The following is a 17,852-nucleotide window of genomic DNA, read 5'->3' on the forward strand; positions in this document are numbered from 1 at the left end:
GTGTAATCATTATTTAGTTTAAACATTAGGAGGGAATAAAATGTACGATAAAATAATGGAATCAGTAAATTATATTCAAGGAAAAATAAATAGAAATCCTAAAATTGCAATAATACTTGGGTCTGGATTAGGTGATTTAGTTAACGAAGTTAGTGAAATAGAAGATATACCTTATGAAAGTATACCAAATTTCCCAGTGTCAACTGTAAAAGGGCATGAAGGGAAATTGGTGTTTGGTAAAATAAATAATATAGAAGTTCTTCTAATGCAAGGAAGATTTCATTATTATGAGGGATACACAATGAAGGAAGTTACGTATCCTGTATATGTAATGAAAAAATTGGGCATTGAAAAAATTATTGTAACTAATGCATGCGGCGGTATAAATAAGAGCTTTAAACCAGGAACACTAATGCTTATTAACGATTTTATAAATCTGTTTGGAGATAACCCTTTGATTGGTGTAAATGATGACAGGTTAGGACCAAGATTCCCAGATATGTCAGAACCATATAAGTTAGAGCTTATAGAAAAAGCAAAAGAAGTTGGAGATAGATTGGGAATAGAATATGCTGAAGGTATTTATGCAGGATTTATGGGGCCTTACTATGAAACAGCAGCGGAAATTGTGATGATTGGAAGGCATGGAGCTGATGCAGTTGGAATGTCAACAGTACCAGAAACAATAGTAGCTAATTATTTAGGCATGGATGTACTTGGGATAGCATGTATTACTAATATGGCTACAGGCATACAAAAAGTAAAGCATTCACATGAAAGAGTAGTGGAAACAGCTAAGAAGGCTTCTGTTGATTTATGTAGATGGGTATCAGAACTTATAAAAGAGATTTAATTGTTATTTGTAATCTTAAGGTAGTTTGATAAATTCATTCAATTTTAAAGATCTTATTATATTTAGTAATAATAAACAACAGTCCAATTTATATAATATTATGTAAATTGGGCTGTTGTTCGTATTAAAATTTATAAATTATGAGCGTAAAAGGAATATAATTGAAAATGTTTTTACTAATTATGTAAAACGGACAAAAACATTATGTTTATATTAATATTTTTAAGGTATAATGGAAGAGTAATAATAAAAATAGGAGAATAAAAATATTTATGTTGATTAAAAATAAAATTTTATCGCGTTTATTGAAGAATAATTATTCCTTAAAGTGTGAAAATATTAAAATATGCTCAATATATGCATTAATTAGTTTGATATGGGCTTTTTGTTCGAATTCAATCATTAAGCTAATCATAAATGACCAAGATAATGTATTAAAATTTAGCATCTATAAAGATTTTTTATTCGTGATTGTAACTACAAGTGTTCTTTATATATTAATAAATAGGGGGTTAAAAAAGATACATAGTACAAAGCAACAGTTTAGAAATAGCTATAAAGAGTTAGAAGTATATGTTCAACAATTGAGTGATTATGAAGATGAATTGAAAATTCAATATGAAAAAATACGCGAAGATGAATTGAAAATAAAGGAAATCGGAGAAAAAAGTAAAGCAATTATTGAAGCTATACCAGATGTTTTATTTACTTTTGACGTGAACGGTGTTTTTATAGATACCGAAGCTAAGGATGAGGATATATTGATTATGCCAAAGGAAAAGTTTATGGGTAAGACAATATCAGAAGTTATGCCTAAAGAGATTGCTGAACTAGCTCATGAGAATTTAAATTTAGTTTTTGAAACAGGTGAGCTACATAGTTTTGAGTACAAGCTATTAGATAGTTATTGTGAGATTAGAATGGTTAAAAGTGGAGAAAACCATGTTTTAGCGGTATTAAGAGATATTACTATTAGAAAGAAATTAGAAGAGCGACTAGAATATTTGTCCTATAATGATCAACTAACGGGATTATATAATAGAAGATTTTATGATGAGGAATTAAAACGTTTAGATGTAAAAAAAAATTATCCTTTAACTATTGTGTTAGGTGATGTGAATGGGCTGAAGTTGATTAATGATTCATTTGGGCATGTGGTAGGTGATGAGCTGATTAAAAAATCAGCACAAATAATAAAAAATGGATGCAGATCCCAAGATGTTGTTATTAGACTTGGTGGAGATGAATTTATTATTTTAATGCCTAAAACAGATACTTATGAAGCAGAGAAAATTATTAAAAATATTAACAATTTAGCTAAAAAAGAAGAAATACAAAATCTAGATATATCCATTTCTTTTGGTTATGAAACCAAATGTCATGAAGAGGAAATGATCCAAGAAATATTCACAAAAGCTGAAGATTACATGTATAAGAGAAAACTTTTTGAAAGTTCAAATATGAGAGGAAAAACAATTGATACAATAATAAATACTCTAAATGAGAAGAATAAGAGGGAAGAAGAACATTCTGTTAGAGTCTCTGAGTTGTGTGAACTTATGGGAAAGAATATTGGATTGCCTGAAAGAAAAATTCAAGAATTAGAGAATGCTGGATTGTTACATGATATAGGTAAAATAGCAATAGAAGAAAGTATTCTTAATAAGCCAGGCATGCTTACAGAGGACGAGTATAATGAAATCAAACGTCACCCTGAAATAGGATATAGGATATTAAGTACGGTAAATGAAATGTCAGAAATTGCGAAGTATGTGCTTTCTCATCATGAAATGTGGAACGGAAAAGGGTATCCGAAAGGTATTAAAGGCTTGGATATACCTATTGAATCAAGAATTATAGCTATAGTAGATGCATTTGATGCTATGACTAGTGAGCGATCTTATCGGAAAGCATTATCAGAAGAATTTGCTATAGCAGAATTAAGAAGAAATTCAGGAATTCAATTTGATCCTGAATTAGTAAATGTGTTTATTGAAAAAGTATTGACTCAGTAAAAAAATTGCATAGTTGACAAGTTAAGAAGATTGTAATAATAATTATTAAAATATAGATCATTGTATAGTAATTTCTTTAGGCTGTCGACAAAGTCGACAGCCATTAATTAGATTTTGAATAATATTGCCACTGATATATTTGCATGTATATACTTATTATTTCATTCCAGTGTATATAAAAATAGCATCCCTTAGAAAGGCAGAAAGACCAGGTTGATATTTATCATAATAGGCAGTAAATCTTTCATCATCTACATACATTTGAGCAAGACCTGCATGGGCTTCCTTTGAGTATTCACTCCAAGAATAAGTTAACCATTGGCGATGTAAATCTGCAGCCTTTTGGGCAAGTTCGCTGGAAGGGTCATTAGTTGCGAAAGCCTCTTTTAAGGTATCTATAACTTTAGTTCCCAATTGTTCCAATTCTTCATATTGTTCTTTACTCATATTTTTGAATTTTTTATTTGATTCATTCACTGTATTATCACCATATTTAGATCTTATTTCTTTACCATACTTTTTTTCATTTTTATCTATCATATTTTGTTTAAATCCCTCAAATTTTTCTTTATCACTCATTATAATACTCCCCTCAGTTGAAGCTATTGTTTTATCAACATTAGCTATTAATATATCTAATTGTTGTCTTTTCGCAAGGAGCTTTTCACGATGCTCTTTTAGTGCATTGCTATTATCAAAGGAAGGTGATAATAATATTTTTTTGATACTATCTAAATCAACACCCAATTCCTTGTAAAATAATATTTGCTGCAATCTATTTACTTCCTTTTGACCATAAATTCTATATCCTGATGAGTTTATTCTTGCCGGCTTAAGAATTTCAATTTCATCATAATATCTAATGGTACGAGTACTGATACCTGTTAATTTGCTTAGTTTCTGCACTGTGTATTCCATGTGATTACCTCCTTACAAGATTACTTTACACCTTTACGTAGCGTTAATGTCAATGAGATTTTTATAAATTTAAAAAGAAGTTTTTAGAGGCTTTGGAATTTAATATGATAAAGAAATAATGTATGCACTAATAGTTAAAATGTGTTATTATATTGATATTGAGTATCAATTAATAAAAAAGAAAGTGGTGAAAATCATGAAGTGGTTTAATGATTTAAAAATAAGAACTAGGCTAATGCTTAGCTTTGGGATAGTAGCACTATTTATAGCTGTTGTTGGAGGATTAGCTGTATTCAATATAAATAAAGTGAGTTCGAATTCTAACATACTATATGAAGAGGGAGTTAAAGAATTAGAAGCCCTTCAGCAATTTAATTCAAATACTTTACATACAAGAATTGAAATTCTGAATCTTATAAATAATGGAGATATATCTAAAATTGAAGAAGCTAAATCTAAAATAAGTGATTTTAGAAAACAAAATGATGAAATACTCAAAAGTTATGATCAAGCTATTTTAAATGATAATGAAAAGCAAATTTACAACGACATAAAAAAAGAGTTAACTCAATATAGAAGTGAGTCTGATAAGATAATAAAATTGGTATCTGAGCAAAATTATGATGAGGCAACTAAGCTAAGTAATGAGAGTGCAAAAACAAGAGAAAAACTAACGAATAGTATTGATAAGTTAGTAGAACATGTTGAAACAAACGCAAATGAAATAAATACATCAAATGATAATATAAGAAGTAAATTCATTAAATATATGTTTATGGATATTCTTTTAGGCTTTGCTATAGCAATAATTCTAGGAGTTTTTGTAACTACAATTACTACTAATAGGTTGAAAAAAGTTTTAGAATACGCAAAATTTTTAGAAAATGGGGATTTAACTCATAAAATAAATATTAACTCTAAGGATGAAATTGGAATATTGGCAAAAGCATTAGATAACGCAAATGATAACTTAAGAAAATTGATAGGAGAAATAATAAAGGGTGCCAACATGATAAATTCTTCTGGGGAAGAATTATCAGCCACAACAGAAGAAGTTTCAGCTAAAATGGAAGAAATAAATGAAGCAACTCAACAGATTTCGAATGGAGCTCAAGATTTAAGCACAGCTACAGAAGAAGTAAGTGCGTCGGCTGAAGAAATTGGAGCAACTACAAGTGAAATTGCTAATAGAGCTAATGATGCAGCTACTTCAGTGAATGAAATTAAAAAACGTTCGCTACAAATAAAAGAAAAAGCAACAGAAAATATAGGAGAAGGAAATAGAATTTATGAGGAAAAGAAATTAAATATACTTAAAGCAATTGAAGATGGAAGAATCGTAAATAAGGTGAAATCAATGGCAGAAGCTATAGGAGATATAGCATCACAGACTAACCTTCTTGCACTTAATGCTGCAATAGAGGCTGCAAGAGCTGGTGAAAATGGAAAAGGCTTTGCAGTAGTGGCAGATGAAGTGAGAAATCTTGCAGAGGAGTCTTCTCAAGCGGTTTTGAGTATACAAGAAATGGTATTACAAGTACAGTCAGCTTTTGAAAATTTATCTCAGAGTGGAGAAGATATACTTAATTATATTGGACAACATGTAAAGCCAAGTTATGAATTGCTAATGAATACAGGAATTCAATACGAAAAAGACGCAGAATTTGTTGATAATATAACAAAGGAATTTGCATATTCTTCTAAACAGATAAATGAAGTTATAGATCAGATAAATAATGCAATACAAAATGTATCAACAACAGCAGCAGAAGCGGAAACAGGTTCGGAGGATGTATTAAATAGCATTGGCAAAATAAATGAAGCTGTTAATAATATAGCTAAATCTGCACATAGCCAAGCTGAACTTTCAGAAAGACTTAATGATATGGTACAAAAATTTAAATTATAATAATTATTATATATTTAATTTAGTAGTTGGAACTTATCAGAGTGTTATATTGGAAGTGGACTATATTCAGAAATAAGAAGAATTTGACAATAAATAATCTTTGCATTAAAATATTTTTTAGAAAAAATAACAGGAGGTAATATTATGATTAAAGAAAATGGTAACATATCAATTGACACAGAAAACATATTTCCTATTATTAAGAAATGGCTATACTCTGATAAAGACATATTCATCAGAGAAGTTATAAGCAATGCATGTGATGCGATTAGTAAATTTCAAAGGTTAGTTTCTCTAGGAGAAGCAACAATAAACGGAGACGAGCAATATAAAGTTGTTGTATCAATAAATAAAGAAAAGAAGACTCTTAAATTCAGTGATAATGGTATTGGAATGACTGAGGAAGAGGTTAAGAAGTATATCAATCAAGTTGCGTTTTCAGGTGCAACCGACTTTATGGAAAAATATAAAGATAAGATGGATGAAGGTAAAGATATAATTGGTCACTTTGGACTTGGATTTTACTCAACTTTTATGGTAGCTACTAAGGTGGAAATTAATACTTTATCCTTTAGAGAAGGGGCAGAATCAGTAAAATGGGAATGCTCTGGCGGTACTGAATATGAGATTGGATCTTCTGATGAAAGAACAACAAGAGGTACAACAGTAACATTGTATATTGATGATGAAAGCACAGAGTTTTTAGAAGAATATAAGGTTAGAGAAATAATAAAGAAATATTGTTCGTTCTTACCTACAGAAATATATTTAGAAGATGAAAATAAACCCAAAGAAGAACCTAAATATGAAACTAAGAAAAATGAAGATGGAACTGAATATCAAGAACTAGTAGAGCCAGAAGCACAAAAACCTTTAAATGACACGAATCCTTTATGGGTAAAAGCACCTAAGGACTGTACAGATGAAGAGTATAAGGATTTCTATAGAAAAGTATTTATGGATTTCAATGAACCGTTATTTTGGATTCATTTAAATGTAGATTATCCATTTAATTTAAAAGGAATACTATATTTTCCTAAATTAACTCATGAATTTGAAGCGACAGAAGGTCAAGTTAAGTTATACAATAACCAAGTCTTTGTTGCGGATAATATTAAGGAAGTAATACCTGAATTCTTGTTATTATTAAAAGGTACTATTGATTGTCCGGATTTACCTTTAAATGTATCAAGAAGTTTCCTTCAAAATGATAAGGAAGTTTCAAAAATTTCTAATCATATAGTTAAAAAGGTAGCTGATAAATTAGTCGATTTATTTAAAAATAATAGAGAAGAATTTAATAAGTTCTGGCCAGATATACAAATATTTATTAAATATGGATGCTTAAGAGATCCGAAATTCTATGATAAGATTAAAGAAATAGTAATCTTTAAGAATTTAAAGGGTGAATTCGTAACATTAAAGGATTATCTTGAAGCTAATAAAGAAAAGCATGAAAATAAAGTGTTTTATGCTAATGACGAAAAGCAACAATCTCAATATATAAAGATGTTTAAAGAGTATGATTTAGATGCTGTTATATTAGATTGTTCACTAGATGATCACTTTATTTCATTCTTAGAGATGCATGAGTCAGGCGTTAAGTTTAATAGAATAGATTCTGATATTTCAGATACATTAGGAAGTAAAAATGATGAAAATGATGAAACTGTAAAAGCGCTAAATAAAGAAATAGAAGATTTGTTTAAGGATTCACTTGGAGATAAAATAAAGAATTTATCTATTAAGGGATTAAAGAATGAAGAGACTCCAGCACTTATTTTAGTTTCAGAAGAGTCAAGAAGAATGGCTCAAATGAGTAAAATGTACGCAAAATCAGGAATGAGCTTCCCTGGTATGTTTGATGAAGAAAAGACTTTAGTTGTAAATAATAAGAATGCAATTATTAAAAAACTTTTAGAAGTTTATAAAGATGAAACTAAGAAAGAAGATGTTAAATTTATTTGTGAACACATTTTAGATTTAGCTAAGATTGCAAATAAAGAATTAGATGCTGCTGAGATGGATGAGTTTATAAAGAGAAATAACATGCTTTTAACTAAAGTTGTTGCACTATAAAGTTATTGTGAAGCACTTAAAGTGAAGCGAGAGCAACCGAAATAGAAGACATATATGTTCCTCAGGACTATGAAAAATCTCGCTGGGAATATCTAAATTAAAAGTTGCACCACTTCTGCATGCTCCTGTGACATGCACAGGACAAGCGAAAGCGGAACAACTTTTAATTAAGATATTTCAGCAGCTTATTTTTCAATGCCTGCTTCACATATATGTCTTCTATTTCTTTGTTTTGCTATCACTTTAATTATTTCACATATACATACCAAAGAATATATGAGTATTGTATTATGAATATATAAACTGTATGAAAAGTCTTGAATATTCATTCATTAAAGGTATTGTAACCAGAGATATATATAAATACTTTTATAAATATATTGCTATTTAAGCTTACTATTAAACAAAGAAAGTGGATATATGTTTTTACGCAGTGTTTATCAGAAGATTTTACTGGCTATGGTTCTTAGAATATAAGTTGTTTCAAATGTGCTTGTTCAAGGTGTAGTCCTTGAAGCAAGCACTTTGGGCACAACTTATATTCTTAGAATCATCCAGAAAAATCTTCAAGGAACCGGAGTAAACACATATATCCACTTTCGGTTGTTCAGTAGTAAACTTAAATTAATCTCCTACTGCAAGTATTTTTATATTTCGGTGATAAACAATACCTTTATATTGTTTATCTACGTAGTGGAAGAAGTAGTCAATTTCTGGGAATTTAATTCTTAATTTGAATTGCATATCTACATTGTAAATTGTTAGCTGTAATGTTATAATACTTAAGGATATCTTTTAAATGGAGGAGTTTTTATTTATGAAACATATAAAAACAATAAACAAACCAAATATTAAGAATAGTTTATGTAAGCCAGGATGCAAAGAATGTGCAAACTCATGTCAATCAGCTTGTAAGACATCTTGTACAGTTGCAAACTTAGAATGTGAAAACTAAATTTAGGCATATGAAATAAAATAATAGACCAAAGATGTAACGTATATTTCGTGCTAGACAAGGAAGTAAAGTTTGCTCATAGTGAGCTTATTAGCAAACTTTACTGACGCAGTATGACACGAAATATACAGGCATACTGGTCTATTATTTTCTTGATAGTGCCTCAGGCAGTAACTATATAGTTACTGCTTACTTTATATGTTTAGGAGGAAATCGATTTGTCTTTGATACATAAATTTAAGCAAGGTGAAAACTATTTTGTTTTAGATGTAAATACAGGTGCAGTGCATGTTGTTGATGAAATGGTTTATGATATATTAGATGATAATAAATTAGGAAATAAGAAGGAAATTTTAGATAAGCTGAACAGTAAGTATAACGAAGAAGAACTTTCAGAAGCTTATGATGAAATTCAAGAATTAGCGGAGGAAGGTATTCTTTATTCAGAAGACCAATATGAAGAAATAGCACATAGTTCTATGGATGATAGAGATTATATAAAAGCTATTTGTTTAAATGTAATTCATGGATGTAACTTAAGATGCAAATATTGTTTTGCAGATGAGGGTGAATATCATGGACACGGTGGTGTCATGAGTGCTGATACGGCGAAAAAAGCAATTGATTATGTTATTAAAAGAAGCGGCCCAAGAAAAAACATAGAAATTGATTTGTTTGGTGGAGAGCCAACTCTAATAATGGATACCATAAAGGAAATAATTCAATACGCAAGAGACAATGAAGAAAAGTGGAAGAAGAATGTTAGATTTACTATGACTACAAACGCTACTCTTCTAACTCCAGAAATGATGGATTTTATGGACAAGGAAATGGGGAATATTATATTATCATTAGATGGAAGACAGGATGTTAATGATAATGTTAGAATTAAGGCTGATGGTAGCGGCTCATATAATGATATAATTCCTAATATCAAAGAAATGATCAAAAGAAGAACTAAGGGCAAAACTTATTATGTAAGAGGTACTTTTACAAGACAAAATACTGATTTTTATGAAGATGTAATGGCTATGGTAAATGAAGGGTTCAGAGAATTATCGATAGAGCCAGTTGTTTTAGAAAATGGTCATCCGCTTGCACTTAGAGAGGAAGATATAGATACAATTTTTGATAATTATGATAAATTGTATGAAGAAATGGCAAGAAGAAAAAGAGAAAGCAAAGATGAATTTAAGTTTTACCATTTTAATATAGATCTTCAAGGCGGCCCATGTGTTTATAAGAGAATTTCAGGATGTGGTGCGGGATTTGAATATGTGGCTATAACTCCTCAAGGTGAGGTATACCCATGTCATCAATTTGTTGGAAAAGAAGAATTTAAATTAGGAAGTATCTATGATGATACATACAATACCGATTTAGCTAAGAAATTCAAGACAGCTCATATATATAACAAGCCTAAGTGTAGAGACTGTTGGGCTAAATTCTATTGCAGTGGCGGCTGCCAAGCAAATAACTTTAATTTCAACGGGGATATGAATATTCCATATGAAATTGGATGTAAAATGCAAAAGAAGAGAATCGAATGTGCAATCGCACTAAAAGCTGAGGAAAATTAATTTATATAACACGTAGACTAAGCGTATGTAAACCGAAATCAGATACATTGTTCTTCCATAGGACTAATGAAAATTTCGTTGTAAGTTTCTAAATGGCAGGTTGCACCCATCTTTGCTTGCTCCGAATATTCATTCGGACAAGCAAAGATGGAACAACCTGCCATTAAGAAACTTAATTAACTTATTTTCATATGCCTATTTCAGAAAAATGTATCTGATTTCTAGGTGGATGTACGCTTAAGTTTGTATAGATGTAATATGAATTTTAATCAGATAAATATTTAAGATCATCATATATTAAAATAGAAAATTCATTTATCAGTTAATAAATATACAAATATAGATTGAAAATTTAGTTGAGTGTTTTTTGCGCGTAAGTATTATGGAAATTATGTTGAAAATTCATGATGTAAAAATAGAAAATACTAATTTTATATTTTATAATCATATTTAGTGTATGATAAATGAAATAGTTATTTTATTAAAGCATGTTACTATCAATTGAAATATGCAAGGAGAAATATTGATTGGAAGAGTATATTTTTGAGAATAATTTAAAGTTGATATATAAGAATACAGATTCTGAACTTACATCAATTTGTATATCCTTAAATGCAGGTGCTGGAGTTGAGACAGAGAAATATGGGATTGCTCATGCAACTGAACATATGGTATACAAGGGAACTAAAAATAGAACTGAAAAAGATATTAATGAAGAATTAAGCAATCTTTTTGGATTTAATAATGCAATGACTAATTACCCTTATGTAATATATTATGGAACTTTGCTAAAAGATGATTTAGAAAAAGGTGTAGAACTATTAAGTGATATAATTTGTAATCCTAGCTTTAATGAAAACGGATTTAGAGAAGAAATGGATGTAATTAAAGAAGAGCTTTACGAATGGGACGAAGAATTAGAACAATATTGCGAGGATAAGTTGTTTTTTAATTGTTTTAGGGATAGAAGAATAAAGTATCCTATTATAGGCACAAAGGTTAGTCTGGAAAATATAACAATGGAGGATATAAAGAAGTTTTATAATAAATATTATTTCCCGGAAAATACATCTATTGTTATTATATCATCAAAGGCATTTGAGCAAGTTAAAGATATTATATGTAGTTATTTCGGAAATTGGGAGAAGTCTTGTTATCAAAAAATAAATAACGAAGAAGTGAATACTGAAAGTATTGAATATGAAAAGCCAAAAGTGCAGATATTTAACAATAAAAGAACTGGCATAAAGTCGTGTAAAATTGAGATGCTATGTCCTATAGATGGTTTAAGTAACAAAGAAATTAAATGTCTGAGAATTTTTAATCAATATTTTGGAGATGGTGTTAATTCAATTCTTTATGATACTTTAAGAACTCAAAATGGATTAATATATGATGTGATTACTAAAATTGCACATGAAAGTTATATAAAGCTATATAAAATTACTTTTAGCACTTCAAAGGAGAATGTAAGTAAATCAATATCTTTAATCAAGGAGTGCATAAGGAATTTAAAATTGCTGAAATTAGGCGTCAATACGGATGAATTAGGAAAGCTGATTAAAAACTTTAAATTAAAAAGGTTATTTAGAGAAGAACAAAGTATAGTTTTAGCAAAGGAACTAGCAACTTATGATTCAATGTTTGGAAATTATAAAATATACACTGATGAGGTTGAAGAATTAGAAAAGTTAACTGTTAATGATATTTTTGAAGTAGGTACAAAAGTATTAGAAAAGCTGACAATACAAATAATTGAGACGGAATAGATGGAGGTAAGATATGTATAGTTTTAAAAATGATTATAGTGAAGGTGCACACGAAAGAATATTAAATGCATTAATTAAAACAAACTACGAGCAAACAGATGGATATAGCACAGATGAATACACAGAAAATGCTAAAGCATTATTAAAAAAGAAAATGTGCAGAGAAGATGCAGATATTCACTTGTTAGTAGGTGGAACACAAGTGAATCTTACTGCGATATCAGCTTTTTTAAGACCACATCAAGCAGCGATAGGAGCTGATACAAGTCATATTAACTGTCACGAAACTGGAGCAATTGAGGCAACTGGACATAAAGTTATTACAACAAAAACTGATGATGGAAAGCTTACTAAGGAATTAATTCAAAGAGTATTAGATTCTCATGAAAGTGAACATATGGTTCAACCTAAATTAGTGTATATATCAAATTCTACAGAATTAGGAACATTATATACAAAATCAGAGTTAGTTGAGTTACATAGATGCTGCACAGAAAATAACTTATTATTATTCTTAGATGGTGCACGTCTTGGATCTGCTCTTGTATCTGAAGAAAATGATTTGACTTTAGAAGATATAGCTAATTTAACTGATGCTTTTTATATTGGGGGAACAAAAAATGGTGCTCTTTTTGGAGAAGCACTTGTAATTTGTAACGATGCATTAAAAGAAGATTTTAGATACTACATAAAACAAAAAGGTGGATTACTTGCAAAAGGAAGACTACTTGGAATACAATTTGAAGAACTATTTAAAGATGATTTATATTTTGAGCTTGCAAGGCATGCTAATGAAATGGCTATTCTTTTAAAAAATGCTTTAAGAGAAAAAGGATATAAATTTTTAACTAATTCGAGTACAAATCAACAGTTCCCTATTTTACCTAATAATGTTGTTAAAATGATAAGTGAGAAGTACTCATTTAATATTGAGAGAATAATTGATGAGGATACTACTGCAATTAGATTAGTTACATCTTGGGCAACAAAAAAAGAAAATGTAATAGAATTTATAGAATACTTAAAATGTATTTAGTGTTTGTTTAAATAAGGATATTATATAGAAAGCTTTGTATCATTTTAGCGGTGATATGAGGCTTTTTAAGAATTTGGATGGGAGGGAAAGTTTTGAAAATACCACTGTTGGAGCAATTGCTAAAATACCATGATGAAAAAAATATGCCACTTTCTATGCCAGGAAATAAATCAGGTGCAGGTTTTTTAAACGATGAGCTAGGAGAACAATTTGTAGGCAGATTAGGTTTTTTAGATATAACTGAGGTAGAACCTTTAGATAATTTACACTATCCAGAAGGAGTAATAAAAGAAGCGCAAGAATTATTAGCGAAAACCTATGGAGTGAAAAAGGCCTATTTCTTAGTAAATGGAAGCTCGTCAGGGAATATGGCAGCCATGTTCTCGGCATTTGATGAGGGGGATGAAGTTCTAGTTGAAAGGAATTGTCATAAGTCAATTTATAACGGGTTAATTATGAGGAAGTTAAAGGTTATATATATTGAGCCGGTTATAGATGAAAAAAATGGTGTGTTTTTACCTCCAGACAAGGAGAATATTTATAAGGCGCTATATAAATGCTTAAATCCTAAGGGTATAATTTTGACTTATCCTAATTATTTTGGAATTACCTATGATATTGATGAGATTGTAATAGATTTAAAATTAAAAGGAATGAAAGTTGTTATAGACTGTGCCCATGGAGCACATTTTGGTATAAATGACAGGTTGCCTAAGTCTATTGCTAAGCTAGTAGATTATACAATTTTAAGCGCCCATAAAACCTTGCCAGCTTTGACCCAAGGGGCATATCTTTTGGCAAATGAGGAAAATGAGCAATTAGAATTTTATTTGAAGGCTTTTACAACAACATCACCTTCGTATTTAATTATGGCATCCTTAGATTATGCTAGACATTATCTAGATAATTATGGTGAAAGAGAATATGAGGCGTTAATAAATAATGCTGAAAGATGGAAAGAAAAAATAAATAAATTAAATAAAGTACATATATTAAGCAAAAATGATTTAAATAGAGAGCATAGATATAAAATGATAAAAAAAGTTGAAGATCACTCCAAAGAATATGATATTGATTTGACTCGATATATATTAATTCTTCCTCAGGGATATAGCGGACATAAGCTCTTTGAATATTTAAGAAAAGAAAAGATACAAGCAGAAATGAGTTTTTCTAGAGGCGTTGTTTTAATTTTGTCTCCATTTAATAATGAAGAAGATTTTAAAACAATATATGGTAGTATTTTAAGGTTAGAGCTAAATGATATTTGTGGAGAAAGTGAATCAAAGTATTCATCTGAAATTCCAGAAAAAGTTTTGGAGCCATATCAGGTATTCAAGTTAAGTGGTGAATGGATAGAAATTGAAAAATGCGAGAATTGTATTGCCAAAGAAGCTATTATTCCATATCCACCTGGAATACCATTAGTGTGCTCTGGTGAAAGAATATCTGCAAGCTCCATAAAAATAATAAAAGAATACATCATCAATAAGAAAACAATAATAGGAATCAAAAACGGAAAGACTCAGATTGTCAACTTGAAATAAAGAAAATTTATTATGTTGATATGGATTTTTATATTGTGTTAAAATATATCTATTTAGAATAATATATATTGTGATGCGATGAAGGAGGGATTGGAGATTATATTATGGAGACAAATGTTGTAACCAAACAAAAAGATAAGGTTAAAGTCAAGAAACCTAAAAATTATAAAGTTGTTATGTACAATGATGATTATACTACAATGGAGTTTGTTATTAATATATTAGTAAGTGTGTTTAATAAAAAGTTAATAGAGGCTGAGAAGATAATGCTGGATGTACATGAAAAAGGCAGGGGGGTAGCCGGAATATATAGCTATGATATTGCAATAACGAAGGTTGGAACTGCAATGTCTATGGCTAAGGAACAAGGCTTTCCATTTAAGCTTACTGTGGAGGAGGCGTAAAATATGAAGATTACTAATGAGGTTAATTTGATATTACTTAGAGCATATGAAGAAGCTAAAGAGAAGAATTGTGAGTACATTACTCCAGAGCATCTTCTATACGCAGCAACATTTGATAAAAATGTTGAATATGCTATTAAAGAATGTGGCGGCAGTTTAGAAAGCTTAAGATATAACTTAAGTACTTATGTAAAGACATATATAAATAAAGTTGGGCAAGGAGAACCACAAGAAAGTATTGAATTTCAAAGAGTTATCCTATCAGCGAATGAACAAATTAGATATAGTGGTAAAGATGCTATAGACGTAGATCATATATTATCAGCTATTTTTAATTTAGAAGATAGCTATGCTCGTTATTACCTAGAACAAGAGGGTGTTACAAAGAGAGATTTGCTATTTAGTTTATGCCATAGCATAGGAGGAGATAGTATTCATAACTCTTATGATGAATATATAGAAGATGATAGTCAGAAGAATATAGACGACTCTATAGAACCAATAGATCAAGAGAATTCCGCAAAGAGAAAAGAAGATGCTTTTCTTAATAAGTTTACAGTAGATCTTATTAAAAAAGTTACAGAGGAAAATAATGATCCATTAGTAGGAAGAGAAGATATTTTAGATAGAAGCATTCAAATTCTCTGTAGAAGAATAAAAAATAATCCTATCCATGTAGGAGAATCAGGCGTTGGTAAGACGGCTATTACTTTAGGGCTTGCAAAACTTATAAGTGAAAATAAAGTTCCAGAAAAATTAAAAGGAAGTTCGATGTTTTCTTTAGATATAGGGTCGGTGATTGCAGGAACTAAGTACAGGGGAGATTTTGAAGAAAGAATAAAGAGGATCCTTGATTTAATTGGGAAACAGGATAAACCCATAGTATATATCGATGAAATTCATAATATAGTTGGTGCTGGAGCATTAAATGGAGGAGCTCTAGATGCTTCAAACTTATTAAAACCTTATTTAACAGAGGGGAAGATTAGATTTATTGGAGCTACTACTTTTGATGAATATAAAAAGTTTTTTGAAAAGGATAAGGCGTTAAGCAGAAGGTTTCAAAAGATAGATGTTAAGGAACCATCTATTAGTGAAGCGATAGAGATATTAAGTGGACTAAAGGGGACTTATGAAGAATACCATAATGTAACTTATACAGATGATGCAATAAGTGATGCCGTAACTCTAAGTGATAAGTACATTAATGATAAATATCTGCCAGATAAGGCTGTAGATATTATAGATGAGGCAGGAGCGTTTGTGCGAATGCATAATGAAAATCTAGAAGAAAAGATCACGGTTGATAGTAAAATTATTGAGGAAATAATATCAAAGGTTTGCAGTATTCCAAAGCAGACAGTAGAAAGCAGTGAGATAAGTTCGCTAAAAAATCTTGAAGCTAACTTAAAAGAGAATATTTTTTCGCAAGATAAGGCTATTGAAGAAGTAGTTAGATGCATAAAGATGTCTAGATCAGGATTAAATGAAGAAGATAAGCCAGTAGCGTCTATGCTTTTTGTAGGACCAACTGGAGTAGGGAAAACCGAAATAGCGAGATGCCTTTCTAAAACTCTAGGCATAGAGCTAGTTAGATTTGACATGAGTGAATATGCTGAAAAGCATGCGGCTTCAAAGCTTATAGGATCGCCTCCAGGATATGTAGGATATGAAGAAGGCGGATTACTTACTGATGCTATAAGAAAAACTCCCCATTGTGTTTTATTGCTAGATGAAATAGAAAAAGCACATGAAGATATTCTAAGTGTGTTACTTCAAGTTATGGATTATGCAACGCTTACTGATAATAAAGGTAGAAAAGCTGATTTTAAAAATGCTATTATAATAATGACTTCTAATGCTGGAGCAAGGAATATAGGCAAAAAACTTATAGGGTTTGGGGATAGAGAAGTTAAAGGTGAAGCAATAATGGAGGAAGTAAAGAAATTCTTTACTCCTGAGTTTAGAAATAGACTAGATAAAATAGTAGTATTTAATAGTATGAGTGATTTAATGGCAATTAATATTGCTAAAAAGCAACTTGATAATTTTAAAGCTAAATTAAAATCTAAAAATATTGAGATTGATTTTAGTGAAGAATGTATTACTTATGTTGCTAAAGTAGGAACTTCACAAGAATTTGGTGCTAGAGAAGTTGTTAGAATTGTTAACTCTAAGATAAAGCCACTATTTGTTGATGAAATATTATTTGGAAAATTGAGTAATGGTGGAAATTGTGCTATTAATGTTATTAATGATGAGTTTAAGTTGGAAATTAAATAAATAAAGGAAAATATTAAGTATTAATACATTTTATTAATATTTAATATTTTTTTGCTTCTTATCTCATAAAGCCCATAATAGATTTTAAATCACAATAGTATTGTTTTTTTGAATAAAAAATACAAATCAAGAAATAATAAATGTGAAAAGAAAATTTCGAAACTAGAAGAGGAGGTGAACTATTGTAAAGTTATTATAACTTTACAATGGGACATTAGAATGGAAGACAAGAAATTAATATGTAAAGATTGCGGACAAGAATTTATTTTTACAGTAGGAGAACAAGAATTTTATAAAGAAAAAGGCTTTGAAAATGAGCCTGTAAGGTGTGCTGACTGTAGAAGATCTAGAAAGCAACAAAGCAATAGAAGATAATTAATTCTATTGATGAAGTAAAGAGCCATAAAAAATAATATTTTATGGCTCTTTTTATTATGCACATTTAAAAAATAATAAAGTGATACATTTTAGGCAAAATAATTAAAGAATAGATATATTATAGAG

Annotated in this window: 13 protein-coding genes; 12 read left to right on the forward strand and 1 reads right to left on the reverse strand. The window is 29.7% G+C overall.

Features of this window, described 5'->3' with window-relative positions; all coding sequences use genetic code 11:
* The first annotated feature begins 40 nt into the window (after window positions 1-40).
* Both CLCHR_RS12850 and CLCHR_RS12855 read left to right on the forward strand, forming a co-directional pair.
* Complete coding sequence (locus CLCHR_RS12850) at window positions 41-853, forward strand: purine-nucleoside phosphorylase (RefSeq protein WP_079440205.1); 813 nt, start codon at window positions 41-43, stop codon at window positions 851-853.
* A 272-nt stretch (window positions 854-1,125) separates the two neighbouring features.
* Complete coding sequence (locus CLCHR_RS12855) at window positions 1,126-2,868, forward strand: HD domain-containing phosphohydrolase (RefSeq protein ID WP_207652317.1); 1,743 nt, start codon at window positions 1,126-1,128, stop codon at window positions 2,866-2,868.
* Between the two features lie 156 nt (window positions 2,869-3,024).
* On the opposite strand, the gene CLCHR_RS12860 is transcribed toward CLCHR_RS12855, so the two are convergent.
* Window positions 3,025-3,786, reverse strand: a complete 762-nt coding sequence (locus CLCHR_RS12860; protein ID WP_079440207.1) for a MerR family transcriptional regulator — start codon at window positions 3,784-3,786, stop codon at window positions 3,025-3,027.
* A gap of 196 nt (window positions 3,787-3,982) precedes the next feature.
* Between CLCHR_RS12860 and CLCHR_RS12865 the strand changes: the two genes are divergently transcribed.
* The 10 genes from CLCHR_RS12865 (at window position 3,983) to CLCHR_RS12910 (ending at window position 17,723) form a co-directional block, all read left to right on the forward strand.
* The gene (locus CLCHR_RS12865) at window positions 3,983-5,695 is read left to right on the forward strand and encodes a methyl-accepting chemotaxis protein (RefSeq protein WP_079440208.1); all 1,713 of its coding nucleotides are present in this window, start codon (window positions 3,983-3,985) and stop codon (window positions 5,693-5,695) included.
* 144 nt (window positions 5,696-5,839) lie between these two features.
* Window positions 5,840-7,774 (forward strand): molecular chaperone HtpG, encoded by a 1,935-nt coding sequence (gene htpG, locus CLCHR_RS12870; protein ID WP_079440209.1) that lies wholly within the window; start codon window positions 5,840-5,842, stop codon window positions 7,772-7,774.
* Between the two features lie 817 nt (window positions 7,775-8,591).
* Entirely contained in the window at window positions 8,592-8,729 is a 138-nt protein-coding gene (gene scfA, locus CLCHR_RS12875; RefSeq protein WP_009172015.1) for a six-cysteine ranthipeptide SCIFF, read from the forward strand.
* 218 nt (window positions 8,730-8,947) lie between these two features.
* Window positions 8,948-10,309: a thioether cross-link-forming SCIFF peptide maturase gene (scfB, locus tag CLCHR_RS12880; RefSeq protein WP_079440210.1), complete on the forward strand. Its 1,362-nt coding sequence runs from the start codon at window positions 8,948-8,950 to the stop codon at window positions 10,307-10,309.
* Window positions 10,310-10,836: 527 nt separating this feature from the next.
* Window positions 10,837-12,078 (forward strand): M16 family metallopeptidase, encoded by a 1,242-nt coding sequence (locus CLCHR_RS12885; RefSeq protein WP_079440211.1) that lies wholly within the window; start codon window positions 10,837-10,839, stop codon window positions 12,076-12,078.
* Window positions 12,079-12,091: 13 nt separating this feature from the next.
* Window positions 12,092-13,114: a threonine aldolase family protein gene (locus CLCHR_RS12890; RefSeq protein ID WP_079440212.1), complete on the forward strand. Its 1,023-nt coding sequence runs from the start codon at window positions 12,092-12,094 to the stop codon at window positions 13,112-13,114.
* Window positions 13,115-13,206: 92 nt separating this feature from the next.
* Window positions 13,207-14,661 (forward strand): aminotransferase class I/II-fold pyridoxal phosphate-dependent enzyme, encoded by a 1,455-nt coding sequence (locus tag CLCHR_RS12895; RefSeq protein ID WP_242966027.1) that lies wholly within the window; start codon window positions 13,207-13,209, stop codon window positions 14,659-14,661.
* A gap of 104 nt (window positions 14,662-14,765) precedes the next feature.
* The gene (locus CLCHR_RS12900) at window positions 14,766-15,065 is read left to right on the forward strand and encodes an ATP-dependent Clp protease adaptor ClpS (protein ID WP_079440214.1); all 300 of its coding nucleotides are present in this window, start codon (window positions 14,766-14,768) and stop codon (window positions 15,063-15,065) included.
* A 3-nt stretch (window positions 15,066-15,068) separates the two neighbouring features.
* Entirely contained in the window at window positions 15,069-17,348 is a 2,280-nt protein-coding gene (clpA, locus tag CLCHR_RS12905; protein ID WP_079440215.1) for an ATP-dependent Clp protease ATP-binding subunit ClpA, read from the forward strand.
* Window positions 17,349-17,567: 219 nt separating this feature from the next.
* Window positions 17,568-17,723 carry a zinc-ribbon domain-containing protein gene (locus CLCHR_RS12910; protein ID WP_079440216.1) on the forward strand — a complete coding sequence of 52 codons (156 nt, stop codon included), beginning with the start codon at window positions 17,568-17,570 and terminating at the stop codon, window positions 17,721-17,723.
* The last annotated feature ends 129 nt before the right edge of the window (window positions 17,724-17,852 follow it).

Origin of the sequence: Clostridium chromiireducens, from assembly GCF_002029255.1 — a bacterium.
GTDB lineage: Bacteria > Bacillota > Clostridia > Clostridiales > Clostridiaceae > Clostridium > Clostridium chromiireducens.

Excerpts from the sequence above, each read along its gene's own strand:
- CLCHR_RS12850 (WP_079440205.1), top strand. The coding sequence starts at position 41 with ATGTACGATAAAATAATGGAATCAGTAAATTATATTCAAGGAAAAATA.
- CLCHR_RS12855 (WP_207652317.1), top strand. The coding sequence starts at position 1,126 with ATGTTGATTAAAAATAAAATTTTATCGCGTTTATTGAAGAATAATTAT.
- CLCHR_RS12860 (WP_079440207.1), bottom strand. The coding sequence starts at position 3,786 with ATGGAATACACAGTGCAGAAACTAAGCAAATTAACAGGTATCAGTACT.
- CLCHR_RS12865 (WP_079440208.1), top strand. The coding sequence starts at position 3,983 with ATGAAGTGGTTTAATGATTTAAAAATAAGAACTAGGCTAATGCTTAGC.
- htpG (WP_079440209.1), top strand. The coding sequence starts at position 5,840 with ATGATTAAAGAAAATGGTAACATATCAATTGACACAGAAAACATATTT.
- scfA (WP_009172015.1), top strand. The coding sequence starts at position 8,592 with ATGAAACATATAAAAACAATAAACAAACCAAATATTAAGAATAGTTTA.
- CLCHR_RS12890 (WP_079440212.1), top strand. The coding sequence starts at position 12,092 with ATGTATAGTTTTAAAAATGATTATAGTGAAGGTGCACACGAAAGAATA.
- CLCHR_RS12900 (WP_079440214.1), top strand. The coding sequence starts at position 14,766 with ATGGAGACAAATGTTGTAACCAAACAAAAAGATAAGGTTAAAGTCAAG.
- clpA (WP_079440215.1), top strand. The coding sequence starts at position 15,069 with ATGAAGATTACTAATGAGGTTAATTTGATATTACTTAGAGCATATGAA.
- CLCHR_RS12910 (WP_079440216.1), top strand. The coding sequence starts at position 17,568 with ATGGAAGACAAGAAATTAATATGTAAAGATTGCGGACAAGAATTTATT.